This is a genomic window from Cucumibacter marinus DSM 18995 (assembly GCF_000429865.1).
GTDB classification, from domain to species: domain Bacteria; phylum Pseudomonadota; class Alphaproteobacteria; order Rhizobiales; family Devosiaceae; genus Cucumibacter; species Cucumibacter marinus.
The window spans coordinates 298,206-317,317 of the sequence record NZ_KE386977.1 but is presented as its reverse complement, the minus strand read 5'-3'; the positions used below and the strand labels follow the sequence as shown (position 1 = coordinate 317,317).

Genomic DNA, 19,112 nt, shown 5'->3' with positions numbered 1-19,112 from the left:
CACCGAAGACACAAAAGCGTTTCAGGAGAAGCATAGTGATCATTAACCGCCGGACCGCCCTGACCATGAGTGCCATGGCTGCCCTCGGCACCACGGGCCTGCCCAGCCTCGCCTTTGCCGAGGATGGCGACCGTCACGACGCCAATGCGCTGATGAACCCCGAAGGCATCACCGATCGTCCGCTCGGCCCTGCCGACGCCAAGGTGACCGTGATCGAATATGCCTCCCCGACCTGCCCGCATTGCGCCAGCTTTCATGTGAACACGCTGCCCGCGCTCAAGGAGCAGTATATCGACACCGGCAAGATCCAGTTCATCCTGCGCCCCTTGATCCGCAATGTGCAGGACGCGGTGGTGTTCATGGTCGCCGAATGCTCGGAAGACAGCTATTACGAGGTCCTCGACGATTACTTCAATCGCCAGATGGAGTGGATGACCGCGGAAAGCCCCAAGGCCGGGCTGCTGGCGGTGGCCGAGGATCACGACTTCACCGCCGAGAGCTTCGATGCCTGCCTTGCGGATGAAGAGCTGTTTGCCAAGATCGAAGCCGCTTCGAACCAGGCACGCGACAACTTTGCGCTCGATGCAACACCGACCTTCTACATCAATGGCTTGCAGCGCGCCGGCGCCAAGAGCATCGAACAGATGGCCGAAGATATCGATCCGCTGCTCTAGGCAGCGCCATCGAACCGAATGCCGATGGGCCCGTGGCGGAGACGCTGCGGGCCCTTTTCGCTGGGCGTCAAAACTGCGGAAACCCGGGGCTTTGCGCTTGACGAATCAATGTCCCCACCCCCCGAATAAAGAGTATGTTAACCGCTTCCAATTTCCGCTCGTCACGGCGGGAACATCGGAGCGGGTTGGAGTACACGCGTTGAAGCTGACCACGGCGGCGATCTGGTATCGCCACAGTTCCGGGTATGAGATGCCGCGCGGAACCCTCAACGGGGTTCGCCTGTGAAATTCACGCGTCTCAAAATCGTCGGCTTCAAGAGCTTCGTCGACCCCACCGAATTGCATATCGAGACCGGGCTGACCGGGATTGTCGGCCCCAATGGCTGCGGCAAGTCGAACCTTGTCGAGGCGCTGCGCTGGGTGATGGGCGAAAGCTCGTACAAGAACATGCGCGCTTCGGGCATGGACGATGTGATCTTTTCGGGTTCGGGCAACCGCCCGGCGCGCAACAGTGCCGAAGTGACCTGTGTGCTCGACAATACGGATCGCACGGCGCCGAACGCCTTCAACAATGCGGACACGCTGGAAGTCACACGCCGCATCGAACGGGAAGCCGGTTCCATCTACCGGTTGAATGCCAAGGATGTTCGCGCCCGCGACGTGCAGCTTCTGTTCGCCGACGCCTCGACCGGCGCCCGTTCGCCGGCGCTGGTGCGCCAGGGCCAGATCGGGGAGCTGATCGCAGCCAAGCCGGTTCAGCGCCGAGCGCTGCTGGAAGAAGCGGCAGGCATATCGGGGCTTCACTCCCGCCGGCACGAAGCCGAGTTGCGGCTGCGGGCCGCCGAACAGAATCTCGAGCGCGTCGACGACATCATCGCGCAGGTCGAAACCCAGCTGGATACGCTCAAGCGCCAGGCGCGGCAGGCCGTGCGCTACCGTGCAATCTCGGGCGATATCCGGCGGGCCGAGGCCGGGCTCTATCATCTGCGCTGGGTGGCGGCGCGGCATGCGGAAAAGCAGGCCGAAGCCGAACAGGCACAGATGGTGAAAACGCTCGCCGATGCGCATCACGCCGATCAGGCGGCTAAGAAACAGCTCGAAACCTCGCTCGAGGCGCTGGCGCCCTTGCGCAAGGCGGAAGCCGAAGCGGCGGCAGCACTGCAGCGGCTCAAGATCGAGCGTGAACACCTGACAAACGAGGCGCGGCAGGCAGATTCGCGCCGGCGCGAGCTCGAGGCGCGGCTGACCCAGATCCGGGCGGACGCCGAACGCGACGACAAGCTGATCGCCGAGGCGGCGACCTCGGTCGAGCGGCTGACCGAAGAGCGCGAAGGGCTGGAGGAGGCTGCACGGGACGAGGCCGGCGCCACCGAACGCGCCCGCGAGGAAGCCGAGGTTGCCCGTGGCCGCTTTGAAGAGGCGCAGGCAGCGCTGATGGCGCTCAATGATCAGATGGCGCAGCTCAAGGCCCGCCGCAGCCAGATCGAACGCAATCTCGCCGATGCCGAGCAGCGCGTCACCCGGCTCGAGGCCCAGAGGAGAGATGTAGCCGACGAAGCCGCTGCGATTGCCAAAGAGCTCTCCGAGAACAAGACGTTGAGCGATCGGCGCGCGGCGCTGGCCAGTGCCCAGCAGGCAGCAGAAGCCGCCGAGCAGGCGGCGCTTGAAGCGGAGGCCGGCGCAGCAAAGGCAGCCGAGGCATTCGAGGCCGAACGCCCGAAGCTTGGCGAGATCGAACAGGCGCTGGGACGGCTCGAAGCCGAGGCGGCCACCATCGCGAAACTTCTCAATGTGCAGGACAGCGCGCTTTGGCCGCCGATTGTCGACGCGATCAAGGTGGCATCTGGTTATGAAACCGCGCTGGGCGCCGTGTTCGGCGATGATCTCGACGCTTCCACCGATACCGGCGCTCCGCTCTATTGGCAGGCGCCGGGCGCGATGGACGACCCCCAATTGCCCGCCGGTGCCGAACCGCTTTCGGCCCATGTGTCAGGCGCCCCGGTGCTCAAGCGCCGGCTCGACCAGATCGGCATTGTCGATGGATCGGCGGGCAAGGCGCTGCAAGCCTTGCTGAAGCCCGGACAGGTGCTGGTGACGCTTGACGGCGACGTGTGGCGCTGGGACGGGTTTACCGCGCGTGGCGATGCGCCGACTGCCGCCGCGCAGCGCTTGAGTCAGCGAAATCGGCTGGCCGAGATCGACCGGGAAATGAACGAAACACGGGCCGCGGCCACCGCGCAGGCCGAAAAGGTCCAGGCGCTGTCAGCCGAGCGTGACACCAGACGGCAAGCCGAATCGGAGGCTCGCGCCAATTGGCGGCAGGCCCAGCACACGATTTCTGCAGCGCAGGCAGCGCTCGACGAAGCCCAGCAGGATCTGAGTGAACTCAATTCCCGCCGCTCGGCGCTCGAAGAAGCGCGGGTGCGGCTCGAATCAAGCCTGGAAGAGGCCCGCGGTCTGCACCAGGAAGCGGTCGACGCCAAGGCCGGGCTTGAAGACGAAACAGCGCTTGGCCAAAAGATCGCCACCTCGCAAATCGCCCTCGATGAAGCCCGGGAGACCGCGGACCGGGCGCGGCTGACGCTGGGCGGATTCGATAATGCAGCCAAGATGCGGGCCCAAAGGCTCGAGCAGATCGCGCGGGACGCTGCCTCCTGGGACGGGCGGCTACGGGATGCGCGCAGCCATCTCGAAACCCTGTCGAACCGGCAGCAGGACATTGAAAGCCAGCTCGAACAACTCGCCTCGGCACCCGATGCCTTTGCAGAAAGGGCGGACAAGCTCGACGGTCAGATCATCGATGCGGAGCACCTGCGCAAGCGGGCTGCAGACAAGCTGGCGGAAGCCGAGACCGAGCAACGCAGCGAGGACATGGCCGCCCGCCAGGCTGGCGAAGCGCTAAGCGGCGCGCGCGAGGCCATGGCGCGGATCGAGGAACGGCTGAAATCGCATATCGTCCAGCGCCAGCAGGTCGAGAAGCAGATCGAGGAAAATCTCGAGATCTCGCCACGCCAGACCGCCGAGGTGGCCGGATTCAAGCCCGAAGCGCAATTGCCCGATGAAGGTCAGCTCGAGGCGCGGCTCGAACGGCTCAAGCGCGAGCGCGAGAGGCTGGGCGGGGTCAATCTGCGCGCCGAACGCGAAGCCGAGGAAGTCGGGGAAAAGCTCGAGACCATGGTCAATGACCGCGAAGACCTGATCGCGGCCATTGCCAAATTGCGGCACGGGATACAGAGCCTCAACCGCGAAGGCCGGGCGCGGCTGACCGAGGCCTTCGATCGGGTGAACGGACATTTCAAGGCGCTGTTCACCCGCCTGTTCGGGGGCGGCACAGCAGAGCTGACCTTTGTCGAGAGCGACGACCCGCTCGAGGCCGGGCTCGAAATCATCGCCCGCCCGCCGGGCAAAAAACCGCAGACCATGACCTTGCTGTCGGGCGGCGAGCAGGCGTTGACGGCGATGAGCCTGATCTTTGCGGTGTTCCTGACCAACCCGGCGCCAATCTGCGTGCTCGACGAAGTGGATGCACCGCTCGACGATGCCAATGTCGAACGGTTCTGCGATCTGCTCGATTCCATGCGCGAGCAAACCGAGACCCGTTTCATGGTGATTACCCACAATCCGATCACCATGGCGCGCATGGATCGGCTGTTCGGCGTCACCATGGCGGAAAAGGGCGTCAGCCAGCTGGTTTCGGTCGACCTGACGACCGCCGAGTCATTCCGCGAAGCGAGCTGAGATTCCCGGCCAAACAGGGGCCGGATGCGTGGACTCAATGCCGCATCCCTCTTGCGGGCAAAAAACATCATATATTTCAACAGTTTATAATGAAATCGGGTTGCTTGACACCTTTTCGGGGTGCCTCTATGGTGCGCGCGACTTCGAGGGGGGTGCCCCCTTGTTTCATTGCGGTTCGCAAAGGGCGAAATTCGGAATGGCGCAAGACGACAAACGTGCCGAAACCGGAGACCTCGCCTCGCGGATCAGCAAGGCCCAGTCCGAGCGTATTTCGGTCAGGGCCGCGCGCGCGTTGCGGCGCAATGAAATGACGGGAGTTGGTCGGGCTTTCCGGCTTGCTTCCGAGTTCATCGCGGCGATCATTATGGGCGCTGCGTTGGGATTTGGGCTTGATGCCTTGTTCGGCACACGCCCGTGGTTTTTGGTTGCGCTGCTCTTGTTGGGATTTGCCGCTGGCGTTCTCAATGTTGTCAGGGCAACCAGTGAGTTGAACCGGATGACGGCCGACACGGCAAAAGGCGTGCCGGCCGTTACCGATGACGAAGACGACTGACGGGCAAGGGTTGGCACGTGGCCGATAACGCAAATCCGATTGAACCGATCCACCAGTTCGAGATTTCGAACTTCTTCACCTTCGGCACCATCGGGGGTGACGGCACGGAAGGTTCCGGCGTCGAGATCGCATTCACGAACTCGGCTCTTTTCATGGTGCTCACGGTTCTCGTGATCGCCGGCTTCCTGATCCTCTCGACCCGCGGTCGCGGCCTCGTTCCGGGTCGGATGCAGCTCTTGGCGGAGATGTGCTACGAGTTCATCGCCAACATGGTGAGAACGTCCGCCGGCACCGAAGGGATGCGCTTCTTCCCCTTCGTTTTCTCGCTGTTCATGTTCATCCTGATCGCCAATCTGTTTGGCATGTTCCCCTATTTCTTCACCGTCACCAGCCATCTGATCGTGGCGGTGATGCTGGCGCTGATGGTGTTCATCACCGTTGTGGTCTACGGGTTCATGCGCAATGGCTTCGGGTTCTTCAAGCTCTTCGTACCCTCGGGTATCCCCTGGTACGTGATGTGGCTGGTGGTGCCGATCGAGTTCATCTCGTTCCTGTCGCGCCCCCTGAGCCATTCGCTTCGACTTTTCGGTAACATTCTGGCGGGGCACATCGTGCTCAAGGTGTTCGGCGGCATGGTCGTCGCGCTTCTGGCCGCAGGTGCATGGGCGCCGCTGGCGATCCTGCCTTTCGGTATGGCGGTGGCGCTGACGGGACTCGAGTTCCTTGTGGCTGCCCTGCAGGCCTTCGTGTTCGCCGTTCTGACATGCGTCTATCTCAACGACGCCATCCATCCCGGTCACTAACGAGGTCGACCGGCCAAACCCTTTCAAAGTTGCTTTCCCCAAGGAGACGAAAATGGAAGCAGATGCAGCAAAACTGATCGGTGCGGGCATTGCGTGCATCGGCATGGGCGGCGCCGGTGTCGGCGTGGGCGTGATCTTCGGTAACTACCTTTCCGGCGCCCTGCGCAACCCGGCCGCGGCTGCCAGCCAGTTCGGTAACCTGATCTTCGGCTTCGCGGTGACCGAAGCTCTCGGGATCTTCTCGCTGGTTATCGCCTTCCTGCTGCTGTACGCGGTCTAATTCAGTCGATAACCGATTACGCGGCTCCTGCGGCCAATCCGGTCCGCGGAGCCGTGTGACAAAGGGGAAGGTGTCCAATGGCGGGCGAATTGTCCGAAACCATCACCCTGGCCCAGGCCGAAACCGACCTCACCCATGAGGGCGAGGGCGGCGATGCGGCCACGGAAGCCGATCACGGCGCAGCGACCGAACAAGGCGCGGCGACCGATCACGGCACCGAAGCCGCAGGGCACGAAGATGCGGCACTGCATGAAGGGACCGAGGCCGGTGGCCATGCGGCTCCTGCAGTCTTTCCGCCCTTCAATCCGGCGACTTTCGGGTCGCAGATCCTGTGGCTGGCGCTCACCTTCGGTGTGCTTTACCTGCTGATGAGCCGTTTCGCACTGCCGCGGATCGGTGAAATCCTCGAAGTGCGCCGTGACCGGGTCGAAGGCGACCTGGCCGAAGCCGACCGCCTGCGTCAGAAGACCGACCAGGCCATCGAGGCTTATGAGCAGGATCTTGCCGATGCCCGCGCCAAGGCGCATGGCATTGCCGAGAGCACCCGTGACGAAATCCGCAAGGATCTCGACGGCCAGCGCGCCAAGGTCGAGGCCGATCTTTCCAAGAAGATGGCCGCTGCCGAAGCCCGCATCCAGGAGACCAAGACCAGCGCCATGTCTCACGTTGATGAGATCGCGAGCGACACGGCAACCAGCCTGGTCAGCCAGCTTCTGGGCACCGTGCCGGCCAAATCGGTCAATTCGGCGGTGTCGGCGGTGATCAAGGAGACGCAGAATGGCAATTGACGCGACATTCTGGGCCACGATTGCCCTCATCCTGTTCCTTGGGGTGGTTGTCTACCTCAAGGTGCCTCAGGCCATCGTCAAGATGCTCGATGATCGCATCAAGAAGATCGCGGACGATCTCGACGAAGCCAAGCGTCTGCGCGAAGAAGCCCAGGCCCTGCTGGCCGAATATGAGCGCAAGCGCAAGGCCGCCGAAGACGAAGCCGCCGATATCGTTGCGGCTGCTCGAGAAGATGCCGAGCGGATGTCGGAGGAAGCCAGTGCTGCCCTCGAAGAGCTGATCGCCCGCCGGACCCGCGCGGTCGAAGAGAAGATCGCCCAGGCCGAGGCACATGCCGTGGCCGATGTGCGGGCACGCTCCGCGGACATCGCGGTCGAAGCGGCTCGCCGGGTGCTCTCCGAGCAGCTTGAAGGCGACAAGGGCAATTCGCTGGTCGATCAGGCGATCCGCGACGTCAGCGCTCGTCTCAACTGAGGCGGACATCGGCCTCAGGTCCGATCGCAAAAGTTCAGACGCCCGTGGGTGATTTCACTCGCGGGCGTTTCCTTTTGGTCCACAGGCTCCAACAGCAAAAAGCCCCGCCAAAGCGGGGCTTTCGTGAACTCGGTCCGGCAGGGTCTGGACCCTAGCCGTTGGGATCGAAGCCGACATAGAAGACAATGTCTTCGCCGCCCACATAGGGCACGGTCACGTCTTCCACGACCTTGATGAATTCCTGCCCCTGATTGGTCGGGGTGATTGATACCGGAATGTCATATTTCTGGGAGAATACGGTCAGTTCGTCACGCACGACGGCAAAGCGAAGCGGCACGTTGACGGTGCCGGACGAGCCCTGCGGGCCGGCAAGGACGCGGCCGACGGCGCCCATCTTCACGGTGATGAGGCCAGCAGAAACCACGCAGTTGCGTGATTGCTTGTCGAGCACGGCCTGGTAACGCAGGCCATTGGCCTGACCGTTACGGCCGGGTGCGTAAAGGCTATAGACGCCACCGCCATCGATGACGCGGATCGGCGGGCATTCATAGGCGATCGCGGGCAGAGCCGAGGTCGCGGTCTGATTGATTTGGGTCTGACTGGCCGAGGTGTTGGACAGAGAGGCATCGCCATTGCCGCCCATCAGCGAACCGACGCCGCAGCCCGAAAGGGCGATGGCGGCGACGCCCGCCAGAAACAAGGATTTTGCCGCACTCATTTTCACGTCCGTCCTGTTCATCGCATCAAACCTTACGCGTTTTCGCGGCAGTTGGCGCGCTCAAGTTGCACCAGCATCGAGTCAGCACCGGTGGTCAGATATCCGCCAGTCCCCTCCTCGAGCGTGATATTCTCGAACACGCCATCGATAATTAACGCCGAAGAACGGCGGAAACGCAAGCCAAGCCCGCCCTGACTCAGATCTTTGTCGAGCCCGATGGCACGCGCGAAACGGGCATCGAAGTCGGACAGCATCTCGATCTTGGGAAAGGCATTGGTCGCCTCGCCCCAAGCACGCATGACGTGGTGGTCGTTCACTGAGGCGCACACGATCCGATCGGCGCCTGCGGCGAGAATTTCGTCGGCTTTGGCAACATAGCCGGGCAAATGATTGAAGTGACAGGTCGGTGTAAAGGCACCGGGCACGGCAAAAAAGGCGGTGATGCCTTTACCGAACCATGCAGCGGTGTCGATGTCTTCGGCCCCGTCCGCCGTGACGCGCTTCACGGTCACCGACGGTACTCTGTCCCCAATCGCAATCATGCTAACTCACTCAATGGCATTGAACTCGAAACCGGTCTTAGTCGAACCGCACAACAGTGTCGATCATGGTTGCGCGGCCGAGCGGCCGGGTCACCACCAGCGGCCCGTCTGTCCCCAGATAGGTGAGACCAAGCGGCTGACCGATGAGATCCTCCAGCTTGCCATAACCGAGGAACGGTACTTCGAGTATGTCGGAATGCGGGCCATTTTGGGGCGTTCCAAACAGGAATTCGTTGGATTGCGCTGAAATGACTAATGAGGCGTTAACCGACCGGCCCGCCGTGGTTTTCACCCAAACCGCCTCCCCCGAAGGCGCAATGCCGAGTTGTGCAAAGGCGGGGTCTTCCTGAGCGGGTTTGGGGACAAGATTGGTAGCGCGGTCGAGGCGGAAGGCGGAGGCGCGGTCGGGCTTGCCGAAATCGAGTGTTGTGCTGAACGCGGCCTGGGCGGGAATGCACACTTCCGAACAGACGCCCATGGTAATCGCCAGATCGACATCGAGACGGGTGGTGCCGGGTTCGAGCTCCACCAAAATCGGCAAGGTCGTGTCCCCGTAATAGACATATTCGAGGAACCCCTTGTCCTTTTCGCGCAGGGGATAGGGCCAGAGGACTTCGGTCGTTGCGATGCCACTCGTGTCTTTCCAGTCAAGCGCCAGGGGCAAGCCGGCTTCTCCGGGCTGCTGCCAATAGGTCTTGACGGTCGGGGGCATCTCGATCTCGAGCCCAAGGCGCGTATGACCGGTATCATCAAGCTGATTGTCGGCGATCAAGCGGATGCGCGCGCCCTCCCCCAGCTCGATCCAGCCAGTGGTGGCCGCCGCTGCGGGCATGGCGGCCAAGAGTGACATGCTCAGGCCGACAAGGGCCCCGAAGATCCGTGTTCTGGTCATGATGCTCCCTAGCGCGAAGCGGCGGACAGAAAAAGCAACATCTGTTCAGGCTTGTGTGAACAATCGCGCGGTGCGGTGCCAGCGGCCATTTGGTCTATTTGCGGAACGTATCAGCGAGCGCTAAACTAAGGCGTGAAAGGACACAGGCCCCTTGCAGACGACCCTGACCGGACAATTCCTGGTGGCCATGCCGAGCATGGAAGATGAGCGGTTCTCGGAAACCGTCATCTACATGTGTGCGCATGGCGAAGACGGCGCGATGGGTCTGGTCATCAATCGCGAACTGCCAGACCTTCAGTTCACCGATCTCATGGACCAGTTCGAACTGGGCGGGCGCGAGGATTCGATCGTCATGCCGCGCCATGTGATGAACAAGACCATCCATATCGGCGGCCCGGTGGAGACCAATCGCGGTTTTGTCCTGCACAGCTCGGACTATCACACCGTCGACAGTTCCCTGCGCATCAATGACGAGGTCAGCCTGACGGCGACCGTCGATGTGTTGCGGGCCATTGCCCTCGGGCAGGGGCCGCAGGAATCACTGCTGGCGATGGGATATTGCTCGTGGAGCGCGGGGCAGCTCGAAGGCGAGATCAAGGCCAATGGCTGGCTGACGGTGCCGGCGACGCTCGACCTCATTTTCGAAGCCGAGGTCCCCAGCCGCTACGAGGCGGCGCTGGCCGAACTCGGTATTAACAGGGCACGGCTGTCTCCGGATATGGGACACGCCTGACCCCCATCATCTATCGCGACTATTGCGCGCTTTCGAGCTGGCGTTCGTCGGTCCCGGCGGTGAACTGCTGCTGCAGGGCGTCGGGCGCCATCGCGGCGCCGAACATATAGCCCTGGCCGTAGCGGCAATTGAGCTCGCGGATGCGGGCGAGTTCACCGTCGCTTTCAATCCCCTCGGCAATCACATCGAGACCCAGTTCGGCGGATAGCTGCAGAATCGAGCGCAGAATCGGCATCTGGGTATGTATGGCTGTGCGGTCTTCACCGGTTCGAACGAACTGCGCGGGGATCTTGAGTGTGTCGAATGGGAAACGGTGCAGATAGCTCAGCGATGAATGGCCGGTGCCGAAATCATCGAGCGCCAGACCAAGGCCCAGCTTCTTGACCGCGTCGAGCACATAGGCCGACTGCTCCGGATTGGTCATGATCTGGCTCTCGGTCAGTTCGAGCTTGATGTGCCGGGCGATCTGCGGCTGATCCGACAGCAGCGCCCGCAATTCGGCCAGAAGCCCTTCACTGGCGAGCTGCCGGGTCGAAATATTCACAGAAACGAAGAAATCCGGCCCCAGATCATAGGATGACACCCAGGTCTGGACCTGGCGGGCGGCCTGCTCGAATGCAAGCTGACCGAGCCTGTCGATCAGGCCGGTGCGTTCCGCGAGCGGTATGAACTCGGACGGGCTGATGGTGCCGCGATTGGGGTGGTTCCAGCGCATCAGCGCTTCGGCGCCGGCAATCGCGTCGGTATGGATGTCGACGATCGGCTGGTACAGCATGCTCAGTTCGCGCTTCTCGATGGCGCGCTCGAGATCCGCCTGCATCAGCTTGCCCGCCTCGGCAATCTGCCGTGCGTGGACGCGGTAGGCTTCGATCCGGTCGCCGCCCATACGCTTGGCATACATCATCGCCAGTTCGGCATCGCGCAACACGCCTTCGGCGGTGGCCGGCTTGTTGTCATAGATCGTCACGCCGATGGAGGCGGAGATCGCCAGGTCGCGCTCCCCGAAATTGAACGGGGTGCGCATGGCCTTGCGCAGCTGTTCAGCGGTTGCGGCAATCTTGGCGGCATTCTGCTCGGAAACAAGGATAACGGCGAACTGGTCCCCGTGAATCCGCGAAAGGGTGTCGAGGGGCTTGAGAACACGCGAGAGGCGGCGTGAGACGGCCAGCAGAACAGAATCCGCTGCAGCATGGCCGATCTGTTCGTCGATCTCGGAGAAGCGGTCGAGATCGATGAGGAAGACGGCAGGCTTGACCTCATTGTATTCGCGCGAGCGCACCAGGGCACGCTCGAGCCGGTCGAGGAACAGTGCCTTGCCGGGCAGGCCGGTGAGGCTGTCGCCGACCGCGTCATGCAGCAGGCGTTCCCGGGCGGCACGGTCGTCCGTGACATCCTGCAGGGTGCCGACGCAGCGCGAGACCTGCCCGTCGCCCGACAGGACCGGTTTGATGCGCATGCGGAAACTGCGGTAGCTGCCATCGCGCGCGGCGATGCGGTAATCGGCGTTGATCTTGCCACGCCTGAGCTCAATGAGCGTGTCGAGCCCGGTTCGGAACCGGTCTGCGTCTTCGGGGTGGATGCGGTCGAGCCATGATTTGATCGAACCGCGCAGGTGCCCCCTTCGCTCGCCCAGGCGGGCGTTCAATTCTTCGGAGACGGTGACGCGGTCGCGGTCGATATTCCAGTCGAAGACGAAATCGCCCGAACCGGTCATGGCGAGCGCGCGGCGCTCGACTTCGGACAGGGCGCCGATGGACACCTGTCCCTCGGAAAAAGCCTGCTGAATGGCGGTGAAGCCCAACAACATCACGATCAGCACGAGCCCGCCGGCAACAGCGGATTGAGCGATGTCATTGGAAACCTGCCCGATGATAACGAGGAAGGCGTAGACCAGCCAGGCGAGGAAGATGACGGCGGTCGGCAGGATCATCACCGCGCGGTCATAGCCGCGCAAGGCCAGCATGAGAATGATGACGACACCGAAAATGCCGATCATGGCCAGCATTGTGCGCCCGATGCCGGCAGCGATCACCGGCTGCACGAAGGCGAGCACGAGCAACGCCAGCAGTACCGCGCCGAGCGCGAGCGCAAGATGGACGAAACGCAGATGCCATCGGTGCAGGTTGAGATAGACGAACAGGAAGCCGAACAGCGTGGTCGCCAGCGCCGCCTCCGCTGCGGCCCGGAAATTCTGCAATGAGGTGTTCGAAATGCCCAGCAGCGTGCCCAACAGGCCGAAATCGACGGTGAGATAGAACAACACAGCCCAGGCCAGCGCCGCGGTTGCGGGAAAGACGCCCCTGCCCTTCACCACGAACATGATGGTGAGAAACACTGCCAGCAGGCTCGACACGCCAAGCACGGTGCCCCGGAACAGGGTGAAGGAGTTCACATAGTCCCGATAGGCCGAGGGCTCCCACATATAGAGTTCGGGTAGCTTGTCGCCCGTCAGCTCCGCCACAAAGGTAATGGTCGCACCGGGGTCGAGGGTGACGGAGAACACGTCCGCTTCGGCATCCTGAACGCGCTGGGGGCGGAAACCCTGGTTGGGCGTGAGGAAGCCGATGCGCTGCGAGCCGAGATCGGGGGCGAACACGCCGGAACCGGGCAAGCGGAAATAGGGGGCGACCAGCAGGCGTTCGATCTGAACGTCACCGGGATTGGAGAGCGCGAACAGGGCCCAATGGGGATTTGTGCCGTCTTCCGAGGCCTGCACCTCGATGCGGCGGATAATGCCGTCTTCGCCGGGGGCCGTGGAGAGCTGGATACGGCCGCCCTCGCCCTGGCGCACCTCGATGGCCGAGCTCAAATTGACCGCATTGACGTTTTCAGGAACGGTTATGACCTCGAACGCCATGGCGCTGCCGCCGGCCACAAGGGTCAGCAGCATCATGATCGCGGCAACGAGACCGCGGCGCAGGCGCAATGACATCATAGGTCTAACTCCCCGGCGATCTGTCCTAGCCGGGTAAATGCACTGTCACAAGCACTGATGGCGTGCGTTGTTAATTGGACCATCCGTCCTCATATCGCTCGACCGTCAATCCGAACAGCAGGTGGTCCTGCCATTTGCCGTCGATCAACAGGTATTTCTCCGCCAGGCCTTCCTGTCGGAACCCATTCTTTTCTAGCACACGGATTGAGGCTTTGTTGTGCGGCAGGCATGCCGCCTCGACGCGATGTAGACCGAGTTTATGGAAGGAGAAAGGCAGGAGCAGCCCGACTGCGCGTGTCATCCAGCCCTTGCCGGCCTCGTCCGCTGCCATCCAGTAGCCGATGGTACCTGCCTGGGCCACGCGGCGGCGGATGTTCGACAGGGTGATGCCACCGATGAGGCGCGGATCTTCATCTTCCTCAAGCGCGTAGAGGAAAAAGGTGAAGCCGGTTTCTTCGGCGATTTCACGGGCATAGCGCCGGATGCGGGCGCGGAAGGAGCCCTGGGTCAGTTCGGTTTCGGCCCAGACCGGCTCAAAAGGCTTCAGAAAGGCACGGCTTGCGAGCCGGACCCTGCGCCACTCGTTGAAATCGGCCTGGCGCGGCGGGCGCAGCAGCAGGGCGCCGTCGGACAGTTCGAGAATGTGTTCGCGACCGAAGAACGGACCGAGCATGGCCGTCCTCAGCCCCGCAACCGGGATGCGATTTCCGCGTGATCAGGCAGGTCGGCAACCGGGCCGATGCCGGCGATGGCCGGCTTGGCGTCGGAGAAGAGCTGGGCGGCGACATGTTTCACGCGTTCCGCGTCGATCCGGTTGATACGCTCGACGGTTTCCTCGAGCGCGATCGGGCGACCCCACAGGATCTGCTGGCGCGCGAGCTGGCCGGCGCGGGCGGAGGGGCTTTCAAGCGACATCAACAGCCCGGCCCGTATCTGGTTACGGACGCGAACCACTTCTTCCTCGGTGATGTCTTGTGTTGCCTTGCGCAGCTCATCGAGGATCACCGGGACGAGATCGGTGAGCTCGTCGCCGCCGGTCGCCGCCGCAACGCCGAACAGGCCACTATCGGCAAAGGCGAAGTGGAAGGCGTAGATGGAATAGCAAAGGCCACGTTTTTCGCGCACTTCCTGGAACAGGCGCGAGGACATGCCCCCGCCCAGGATCGAGGCGAGAATCTGGGTGGCGTAGAAGCCGTCCGAATTATAGGGCCGGCCTTCGATGCCCATCACCAGATGAGCCTGTTCATGGTCGCGCACCAGGCGCTGTTCGCCGCCATGGAAGGTGGCCTGCACCGGCTCGGGGGCGCCGTTGGCCTTGAGGCCACCGAATTTGTCCGAGACCATGCTGACCAGTTCGTCGTGGTTCACATTGCCGGCCGCGGCCAACACCATGCGATCGCCGACATAATTGCGGTCCATATAGCTCCGCAACGCCTCGGAATCGAAGCCACGCACGGAATCGACGGTGCCCAGAATGGTGCGCCCGATCGGCTGGCCGGGATAGGCCGCATCCTGGAACAGATCGAAGACATAGCTGTCGGGATCGTCGTGGGAGGCGCCGATCTCCTGAACGATCACCTGCTGTTCGCGGCGCAGCTCGTTTTCATCGAACAGGGAATTCAACAGGATGTCGGAGAGAATGTCGGCAGCGAGCGGCACGTCCTCCTTGAGCACGCGGACGAAATAGCCGGTCTGTTCGATCGAGGTTGCGGCATTCATGTCGCCGCCGACGGTCTCGACCTCTTCGGCAATGCGCCGCGCGGTGCGGGTCTTGGTGCCCTTGAACGCCATATGCTCGAGCAGATGCGAGATGCCGTGTTCGTGCTCATATTCGCAGCGCGAGCCGGCCTTGACCCAGACACCCAAAGAGGCGCTTTCGAGATGCGGCATGGCATGGCTCAATACGGTCATGCCGTTGGACAGTGTCGTCGATTGTACGCTCACTCAAACCTCCCCGGCGCGGCTATGTGCCCTGACAAAGGCCTCTACCGCGTCTTGATCGTTGTTCAGAACGGTAACGCGCTCTTCGCGTTCGTGTAAATCGGCCAGCCATTCGGGCAGAGCCGGATCGACGCCGGATGCCGCTTTCACCGCCGCCGGGAACTTGGCGGGATGGGCGGTCGACAGCGTGATCATGGCGGCATCCTCGGTCTTCAGCTTGCGGGCGACCGACAGGCCGACCGCGGTATGCGGATCGGCCAGATAGCCCGAGCGCGCCCAGGCATCAGCAATGGTGGCTGCGGTGGCGTCCTCATCGGTGGTGCCGGCGGCGAACTGACCCTTCATGGCGGCAAGTGCGTTTTCAGGCACGGTGAAAGAACCGGATTGCTTGAGCCGCTCCATGAGCTGGGTCACCTGTTCGCCGTCGCGCTCCAAAGCCTCGAACAGCAGCCGCTCGAAATTCGAGGAAATCTGGATGTCCATCGAGGGGCTCTGGGTGGCGGAGACGCCGCGGGTCTCGTAATGACCGGACTCGAGCGTGCGCCGCAGAATGTCGTTCTCATTGGTGGCGATGATCAGTTTTTCGATGGGCAGGCCCATGCGGGCCGCGGCATAGCCTGCGAAGATGTCGCCGAAATTGCCGGTCGGCACCGTGAAGGACAGCTTGCGGTGCGGTGCACCGAGCGCAGCGGCCGCCGTAAAGTAGTAGGTGATCTGGGCGACGATCCGGCCCCAATTGATCGAGTTGACGCCCGAAAGCGCCACCTCGTCGCGGAACCGGTGATTGTTGAACATCTGTTTGACCGCCGCCTGGCAGTCATCAAAGGTGCCTTCGAGCGCGATATTGTGGACATTGGCATCGAGGACCGTCGTCATCTGGCGGCGCTGGACGGGCGACACCCGGCCATGCGGATGCAGGATGAAGATATCGATGTTGTCCCGGCCCCTGAACGCCTCGATGGCGGCGGAGCCGGTGTCGCCGGAGGTCGCGCCGACAATGGTCGCGCGCTGGCCGCGTTCGGCGAGGATGTGATCCATCATCCGTGCGAGAAACTGCATGGCCACGTCCTTGAAAGCGAGCGTGGGACCATGGAAAAGCTCAAGGACGAAATGTCCGGGCTCGAGCTCGGTGACCGGTGCCGTGCTTGGATGCCGGAAGGTGGCGTAAGCACTGTCGACGATCTCCCGCAGCACGGTGTCAGGCACTTCGTCGCCGGTGAATTTCGAAATCACAGCAAAGGCGATATCGGCGAAAGGCCGATTGGCGAAATCCGCGATCTCATCCGCTGTGAATGTCGGCCAGCTCTCCGGCAAATACAGGCCGCCATCGCGGGCAAGGCCGGCCAGAAGCGCGTCGCAGAAGCCGAGCGACGGCGCGGAAGAACGGGTGCTGACGTAACGCATGGAGGGTTTCCGGTGTGATGGTGGGGCGCACCCTAAGCCTAGGGTTTTGGCGGCGCAACCGTTGAGGTGGCGCGGCGGCGACGCCACAGCCAGATGACGACCATGACGGGGGTGAGAACGGCCAGACCGAACCAGGTCAGGGCATAATCGAGGTGGTTGTTGGTGATCGCCAGATGGGTCTCGCCGCCTTGTGGCAGGTCGCCGGTCTCTGCTGTTGCGCTGAGATCGACATAGAAGGGCGCGAGCGGCCCCTGCCCCGCCTCGGGCGCTGGCAAAGTGGCGGGGTCGCGAACCCATGCACGGCCTGAAGACAGATCGGCCTCCGGCGTAAAGGCACCGGCGCGTTCCGGGCGGCGCAGCAGGCCGTCGAGTTCGACGTTGCCGGGCGGCGCCACGGGCACCTCGCCCGCATCCGCCATGGCCTGGGTGATGAAGCCGCGATTGATCCAGACCACACCGCCATCGACAGCGGCGGTCTGCATGACCCAATAGCCCGGACCGCTGAGTACGCCACGCGGGTCTGCCAGGGAATCGAAAACCAGGACGGGCGGCTGATCGAGATACCGCGCGGTGAAGGCAACCGGGGTGTAGTCAAGCGCATCGGCATCGAATGCATCCCATTCTCCGGCGGATGGCAATGGGACAGGCGGGTTCTCGGCCCGCTGTTCGATGGCATCGAGCAGGCCGGTCTTCCAGTGCAGACGGTCGAGCTGCCAGAAGCCGAGCGTTGCAAACAACGCCGTCAGCAGCGCCATGAAGACGATGAACCCGATGGCCGCGCGGCCCAAACGGGCCGAGGATGATTTTTTGGGGGTGTTGGACAATTCCTAGCGCCGCCCCTCACGGGCATCATTGGCGAACTGAAGCGCGATCATGGTCGCCTTGAACGGCCTGAGGAGCCAAAGGGACAAAAGGACCGCCGCCGGGATCCAGAGGATGAGATGCACCCAGATGGCAGGCGAGAAAGCCACCTCGACGATCAGCGCCATGCCCACCACGATGAAGCCCACGATCAGCATGATGAAAATGGCAGGGCCGTCGCCCGCATCGGCGAAGTCGTAGTCGAGGCCGCAGCTCTGGCAGCGGTCAGCAAGTTTGAGATAGCCGGCGTAGAGGTCCCCTTCCCCGCAGCGCGGGCACCGGCATTTGAGACCGGCGGCGAAAGGAGAGGCCTGGGGTTCGCTCATGGGTCCCCCGAAAGGAAAAGGCGCGGCCCGATGGGCCGCGCCGTAGACTTAGTGGGTGTAGACGACGCCCCAGCTGCCCCACACATAAATGCAGGCAAACAGGAACAACCACACCACGTCGACGAAGTGCCAATACCAGGCGGCAAACTCGAAACCGAGATGCTTGTCCGGGGTGAACTGACCGGCCAGGGCGCGGAACAGGCAGACGATCAGGAACACGGTGCCGACAAACACGTGGAAGCCGTGGAAGCCGGTCGCCATGAAGAAGGTGGCGCCGTAGATGTTGCCCGAGAAGGAGAAGCCGGCCGAGGCGTATTCGATGATCTGGACAGTGGTGAACAGCGCACCAAGCAGAATGGTCAGCAACAGACCCCATTTGAGGCCCTCACGGTCATTGTGCAGCAGCGCGTGGTGCGCCCAGGTCACCGTAGTGCCGGAGGTCAGAAGGATGATGGTGTTGAAAATCGGCAGATGCCAAGGATTGAACACCTCGACGCCGGCAGGCGGCCAGACACCGCCGGTATGGGCGGCACGGGCAACCTGAACGGCCTCGTCATAATAGAAGAAGGCATCGAAATAGGCCCAGAACCACGCCACGAAGAACATCACTTCCGAAGCGATGAACAGGATCATGCCGTAACGGTGGTGCATCTGCACGACCGGGGTGTGGTCACCGGCGGAGGATTCGCGCACGACGTCGCGCCACCAGCCGAACATGGTGTAGAGCACACCGACCAGGCCGATCAGCAGGATCCAGTAGGTGCCGCCGCGCATGAAGATCGCGCCGCCAACGGCCATGATGAAGGCCGAGATCGAGCCGATGAACGGCCAGGGGCTCGGATCGACGAGATGGTAATCGTGGTTCTTGGCGTGGGCAGCCATGGTTCGGGCCTCTCCCTAGTTAAGAGGATAGAAGGTGTAAGAGAGCGTGATTTCGCGCACCGTGTCGAGCTCGGGATCGTCGTCGATCTCGGGATCCACAAAGAAGGTGACCGGCATTTCAACCGTCTCACCCGGTGCCAGCGTCTGCTCGGTGAAGCAAAAACATTCGATCTTGTTGAAGTAGAGCGCGGCGCGTTCGGGGGTCACATTGAAGCCCGCCTGCCCTTTCACGGTCTTGTCGGCCAGATTGGTCGCCGTGAAATTGATCAGCGAGGTCTCGCCGATATTCTGCTCGATGGCGTGGGCCGGCTTGACCTTCCAGGGCAGTCCGCTGGCGATGTTGGAATCGAAGCGGACGGTGACCACACGGTCGATAATCTGCGAACCATTGGCTGCAGCGCGCTGGGTGGTGCCACCATAGCCGGTGACCTGGCAGAAGATCTGGTAGAGCGGCACCGCGGCAAAGGACATGCCGACCATGCCGATGACGATCCCCAGAAGGATCACGGCGAGGCGCGCATTGGGATTGCCCGGCAGATGGCGATCGGCGAAATCGGCAAACGTCAT

General features: G+C 62.6%; 19 protein-coding genes. 8 read left to right on the top strand and 11 right to left on the bottom strand.

What is annotated here, in order from left to right; translation table 11 throughout:
- The first annotated feature begins 35 nt into the window (after positions 1-35).
- From G489_RS0112310 to G489_RS0112280, 7 genes are all read left to right on the top strand, one after another.
- On the top strand, positions 36-674 hold the full coding sequence (locus G489_RS0112310) for a thioredoxin domain-containing protein (protein ID WP_081691551.1): 639 nt from the start codon (positions 36-38) through the stop codon (positions 672-674).
- A gap of 282 nt (positions 675-956) precedes the next feature.
- Positions 957-4,412, top strand: a complete 3,456-nt coding sequence (gene smc / locus G489_RS0112305) for a chromosome segregation protein SMC (RefSeq protein WP_029041786.1) — start codon at positions 957-959, stop codon at positions 4,410-4,412.
- A gap of 196 nt (positions 4,413-4,608) precedes the next feature.
- Positions 4,609-4,965 (top strand): AtpZ/AtpI family protein, encoded by a 357-nt coding sequence (locus G489_RS21930; RefSeq protein WP_081691575.1) that lies wholly within the window; start codon positions 4,609-4,611, stop codon positions 4,963-4,965.
- Positions 4,966-4,982: 17 nt separating this feature from the next.
- Positions 4,983-5,768, top strand: coding sequence for a F0F1 ATP synthase subunit A (locus G489_RS0112295; protein WP_029041785.1), 786 nt, complete (start codon positions 4,983-4,985; stop codon positions 5,766-5,768).
- Between the two features lie 52 nt (positions 5,769-5,820).
- Positions 5,821-6,048 carry a F0F1 ATP synthase subunit C gene (locus tag G489_RS0112290; protein WP_029041784.1) on the top strand — a complete coding sequence of 76 codons (228 nt, stop codon included), beginning with the start codon at positions 5,821-5,823 and terminating at the stop codon, positions 6,046-6,048.
- A 77-nt stretch (positions 6,049-6,125) separates the two neighbouring features.
- Positions 6,126-6,836, top strand: coding sequence for a F0F1 ATP synthase subunit B (locus tag G489_RS20395; protein WP_081691550.1), 711 nt, complete (start codon positions 6,126-6,128; stop codon positions 6,834-6,836).
- The gene (locus G489_RS0112280; protein WP_029041783.1) at positions 6,826-7,311 is read left to right on the top strand and encodes a F0F1 ATP synthase subunit B family protein; all 486 of its coding nucleotides are present in this window, start codon (positions 6,826-6,828) and stop codon (positions 7,309-7,311) included. Before G489_RS20395 ends, G489_RS0112280 begins: the two co-directional genes overlap by 11 nt.
- 151 nt (positions 7,312-7,462) lie before the next feature.
- Here G489_RS0112280 and G489_RS20390 read toward each other — a convergent pair whose 3' ends face one another.
- The 3 genes from G489_RS20390 to G489_RS0112265 are packed head-to-tail and all read right to left on the bottom strand — an operon-like array spanning position 7,463 to position 9,463.
- Positions 7,463-8,029 (bottom strand): hypothetical protein, encoded by a 567-nt coding sequence (locus G489_RS20390; protein ID WP_029041782.1) that lies wholly within the window; start codon positions 8,027-8,029, stop codon positions 7,463-7,465.
- A gap of 32 nt (positions 8,030-8,061) precedes the next feature.
- Positions 8,062-8,571 carry a peroxiredoxin gene (locus G489_RS0112270; RefSeq protein WP_029041781.1) on the bottom strand — a complete coding sequence of 170 codons (510 nt, stop codon included), beginning with the start codon at positions 8,569-8,571 and terminating at the stop codon, positions 8,062-8,064.
- Between the two features lie 37 nt (positions 8,572-8,608).
- Positions 8,609-9,463: a protein-disulfide reductase DsbD domain-containing protein gene (locus G489_RS0112265; RefSeq protein WP_029041780.1), complete on the bottom strand. Its 855-nt coding sequence runs from the start codon at positions 9,461-9,463 to the stop codon at positions 8,609-8,611.
- Positions 9,464-9,614: 151 nt separating this feature from the next.
- Between G489_RS0112265 and G489_RS0112260 the strand changes: the two genes are divergently transcribed.
- Positions 9,615-10,196 carry a YqgE/AlgH family protein gene (locus tag G489_RS0112260; RefSeq protein WP_029041779.1) on the top strand — a complete coding sequence of 194 codons (582 nt, stop codon included), beginning with the start codon at positions 9,615-9,617 and terminating at the stop codon, positions 10,194-10,196.
- A 19-nt stretch (positions 10,197-10,215) separates the two neighbouring features.
- Here the strand turns inward: G489_RS0112260 and G489_RS0112255 are convergent, their stop codons facing one another.
- The 8 genes from G489_RS0112255 to G489_RS20380 all read right to left on the bottom strand — a co-directional run bounded on the left by G489_RS0112255 (position 10,216) and on the right by G489_RS20380 (position 19,112).
- Positions 10,216-13,131 carry an EAL domain-containing protein gene (locus G489_RS0112255; RefSeq protein WP_155889386.1) on the bottom strand — a complete coding sequence of 972 codons (2,916 nt, stop codon included), beginning with the start codon at positions 13,129-13,131 and terminating at the stop codon, positions 10,216-10,218.
- Positions 13,132-13,201: 70 nt separating this feature from the next.
- Positions 13,202-13,804, bottom strand: a complete 603-nt coding sequence (locus G489_RS0112250) for a GNAT family N-acetyltransferase (protein ID WP_035872547.1) — start codon at positions 13,802-13,804, stop codon at positions 13,202-13,204.
- An 8-nt stretch (positions 13,805-13,812) separates the two neighbouring features.
- On the bottom strand, positions 13,813-15,075 hold the full coding sequence (locus tag G489_RS0112245; RefSeq protein ID WP_029041776.1) for a M16 family metallopeptidase: 1,263 nt from the start codon (positions 15,073-15,075) through the stop codon (positions 13,813-13,815).
- Positions 15,076-16,476: a threonine synthase gene (gene thrC / locus G489_RS0112240; protein ID WP_029041775.1), complete on the bottom strand. Its 1,401-nt coding sequence runs from the start codon at positions 16,474-16,476 to the stop codon at positions 15,076-15,078.
- A 38-nt stretch (positions 16,477-16,514) separates the two neighbouring features.
- Positions 16,515-17,300, bottom strand: coding sequence for an SURF1 family protein (locus G489_RS20385; protein ID WP_051332586.1), 786 nt, complete (start codon positions 17,298-17,300; stop codon positions 16,515-16,517).
- Positions 17,301-17,303: 3 nt separating this feature from the next.
- Positions 17,304-17,663: a DUF983 domain-containing protein gene (locus G489_RS0112230; RefSeq protein WP_029041774.1), complete on the bottom strand. Its 360-nt coding sequence runs from the start codon at positions 17,661-17,663 to the stop codon at positions 17,304-17,306.
- A 48-nt stretch (positions 17,664-17,711) separates the two neighbouring features.
- The gene (locus G489_RS0112225; RefSeq protein ID WP_029041773.1) at positions 17,712-18,545 is read right to left on the bottom strand and encodes a cytochrome c oxidase subunit 3; all 834 of its coding nucleotides are present in this window, start codon (positions 18,543-18,545) and stop codon (positions 17,712-17,714) included.
- Between the two features lie 15 nt (positions 18,546-18,560).
- Positions 18,561-19,112: a cytochrome c oxidase assembly protein gene (locus G489_RS20380; RefSeq protein WP_051332585.1), complete on the bottom strand. Its 552-nt coding sequence runs from the start codon at positions 19,110-19,112 to the stop codon at positions 18,561-18,563.

Coding starts and splice junctions, on each gene's coding strand:
- G489_RS0112225 (WP_029041773.1), bottom strand. CDS start 18,545: ATGGCTGCCCACGCCAAGAACCACGATTACCATCTCGTCGATCCGAGC.
- thrC (WP_029041775.1), bottom strand. CDS start 16,476: ATGCGTTACGTCAGCACCCGTTCTTCCGCGCCGTCGCTCGGCTTCTGC.
- G489_RS0112270 (WP_029041781.1), bottom strand. CDS start 8,571: ATGATTGCGATTGGGGACAGAGTACCGTCGGTGACCGTGAAGCGCGTC.
- G489_RS20380 (WP_051332585.1), bottom strand. CDS start 19,112: ATGACGTTTGCCGATTTCGCCGATCGCCATCTGCCGGGCAATCCCAAT.
- G489_RS0112265 (WP_029041780.1), bottom strand. CDS start 9,463: ATGACCAGAACACGGATCTTCGGGGCCCTTGTCGGCCTGAGCATGTCA.
- G489_RS0112250 (WP_035872547.1), bottom strand. CDS start 13,804: ATGCTCGGTCCGTTCTTCGGTCGCGAACACATTCTCGAACTGTCCGAC.
- G489_RS21930 (WP_081691575.1), top strand. CDS start 4,609: ATGGCGCAAGACGACAAACGTGCCGAAACCGGAGACCTCGCCTCGCGG.
- G489_RS0112290 (WP_029041784.1), top strand. CDS start 5,821: ATGGAAGCAGATGCAGCAAAACTGATCGGTGCGGGCATTGCGTGCATC.
- G489_RS0112280 (WP_029041783.1), top strand. CDS start 6,826: ATGGCAATTGACGCGACATTCTGGGCCACGATTGCCCTCATCCTGTTC.
- G489_RS20395 (WP_081691550.1), top strand. CDS start 6,126: ATGGCGGGCGAATTGTCCGAAACCATCACCCTGGCCCAGGCCGAAACC.
- G489_RS0112255 (WP_155889386.1), bottom strand. CDS start 13,131: ATGATGTCATTGCGCCTGCGCCGCGGTCTCGTTGCCGCGATCATGATG.
- G489_RS0112230 (WP_029041774.1), bottom strand. CDS start 17,663: ATGAGCGAACCCCAGGCCTCTCCTTTCGCCGCCGGTCTCAAATGCCGG.
- G489_RS20390 (WP_029041782.1), bottom strand. CDS start 8,029: ATGAGTGCGGCAAAATCCTTGTTTCTGGCGGGCGTCGCCGCCATCGCC.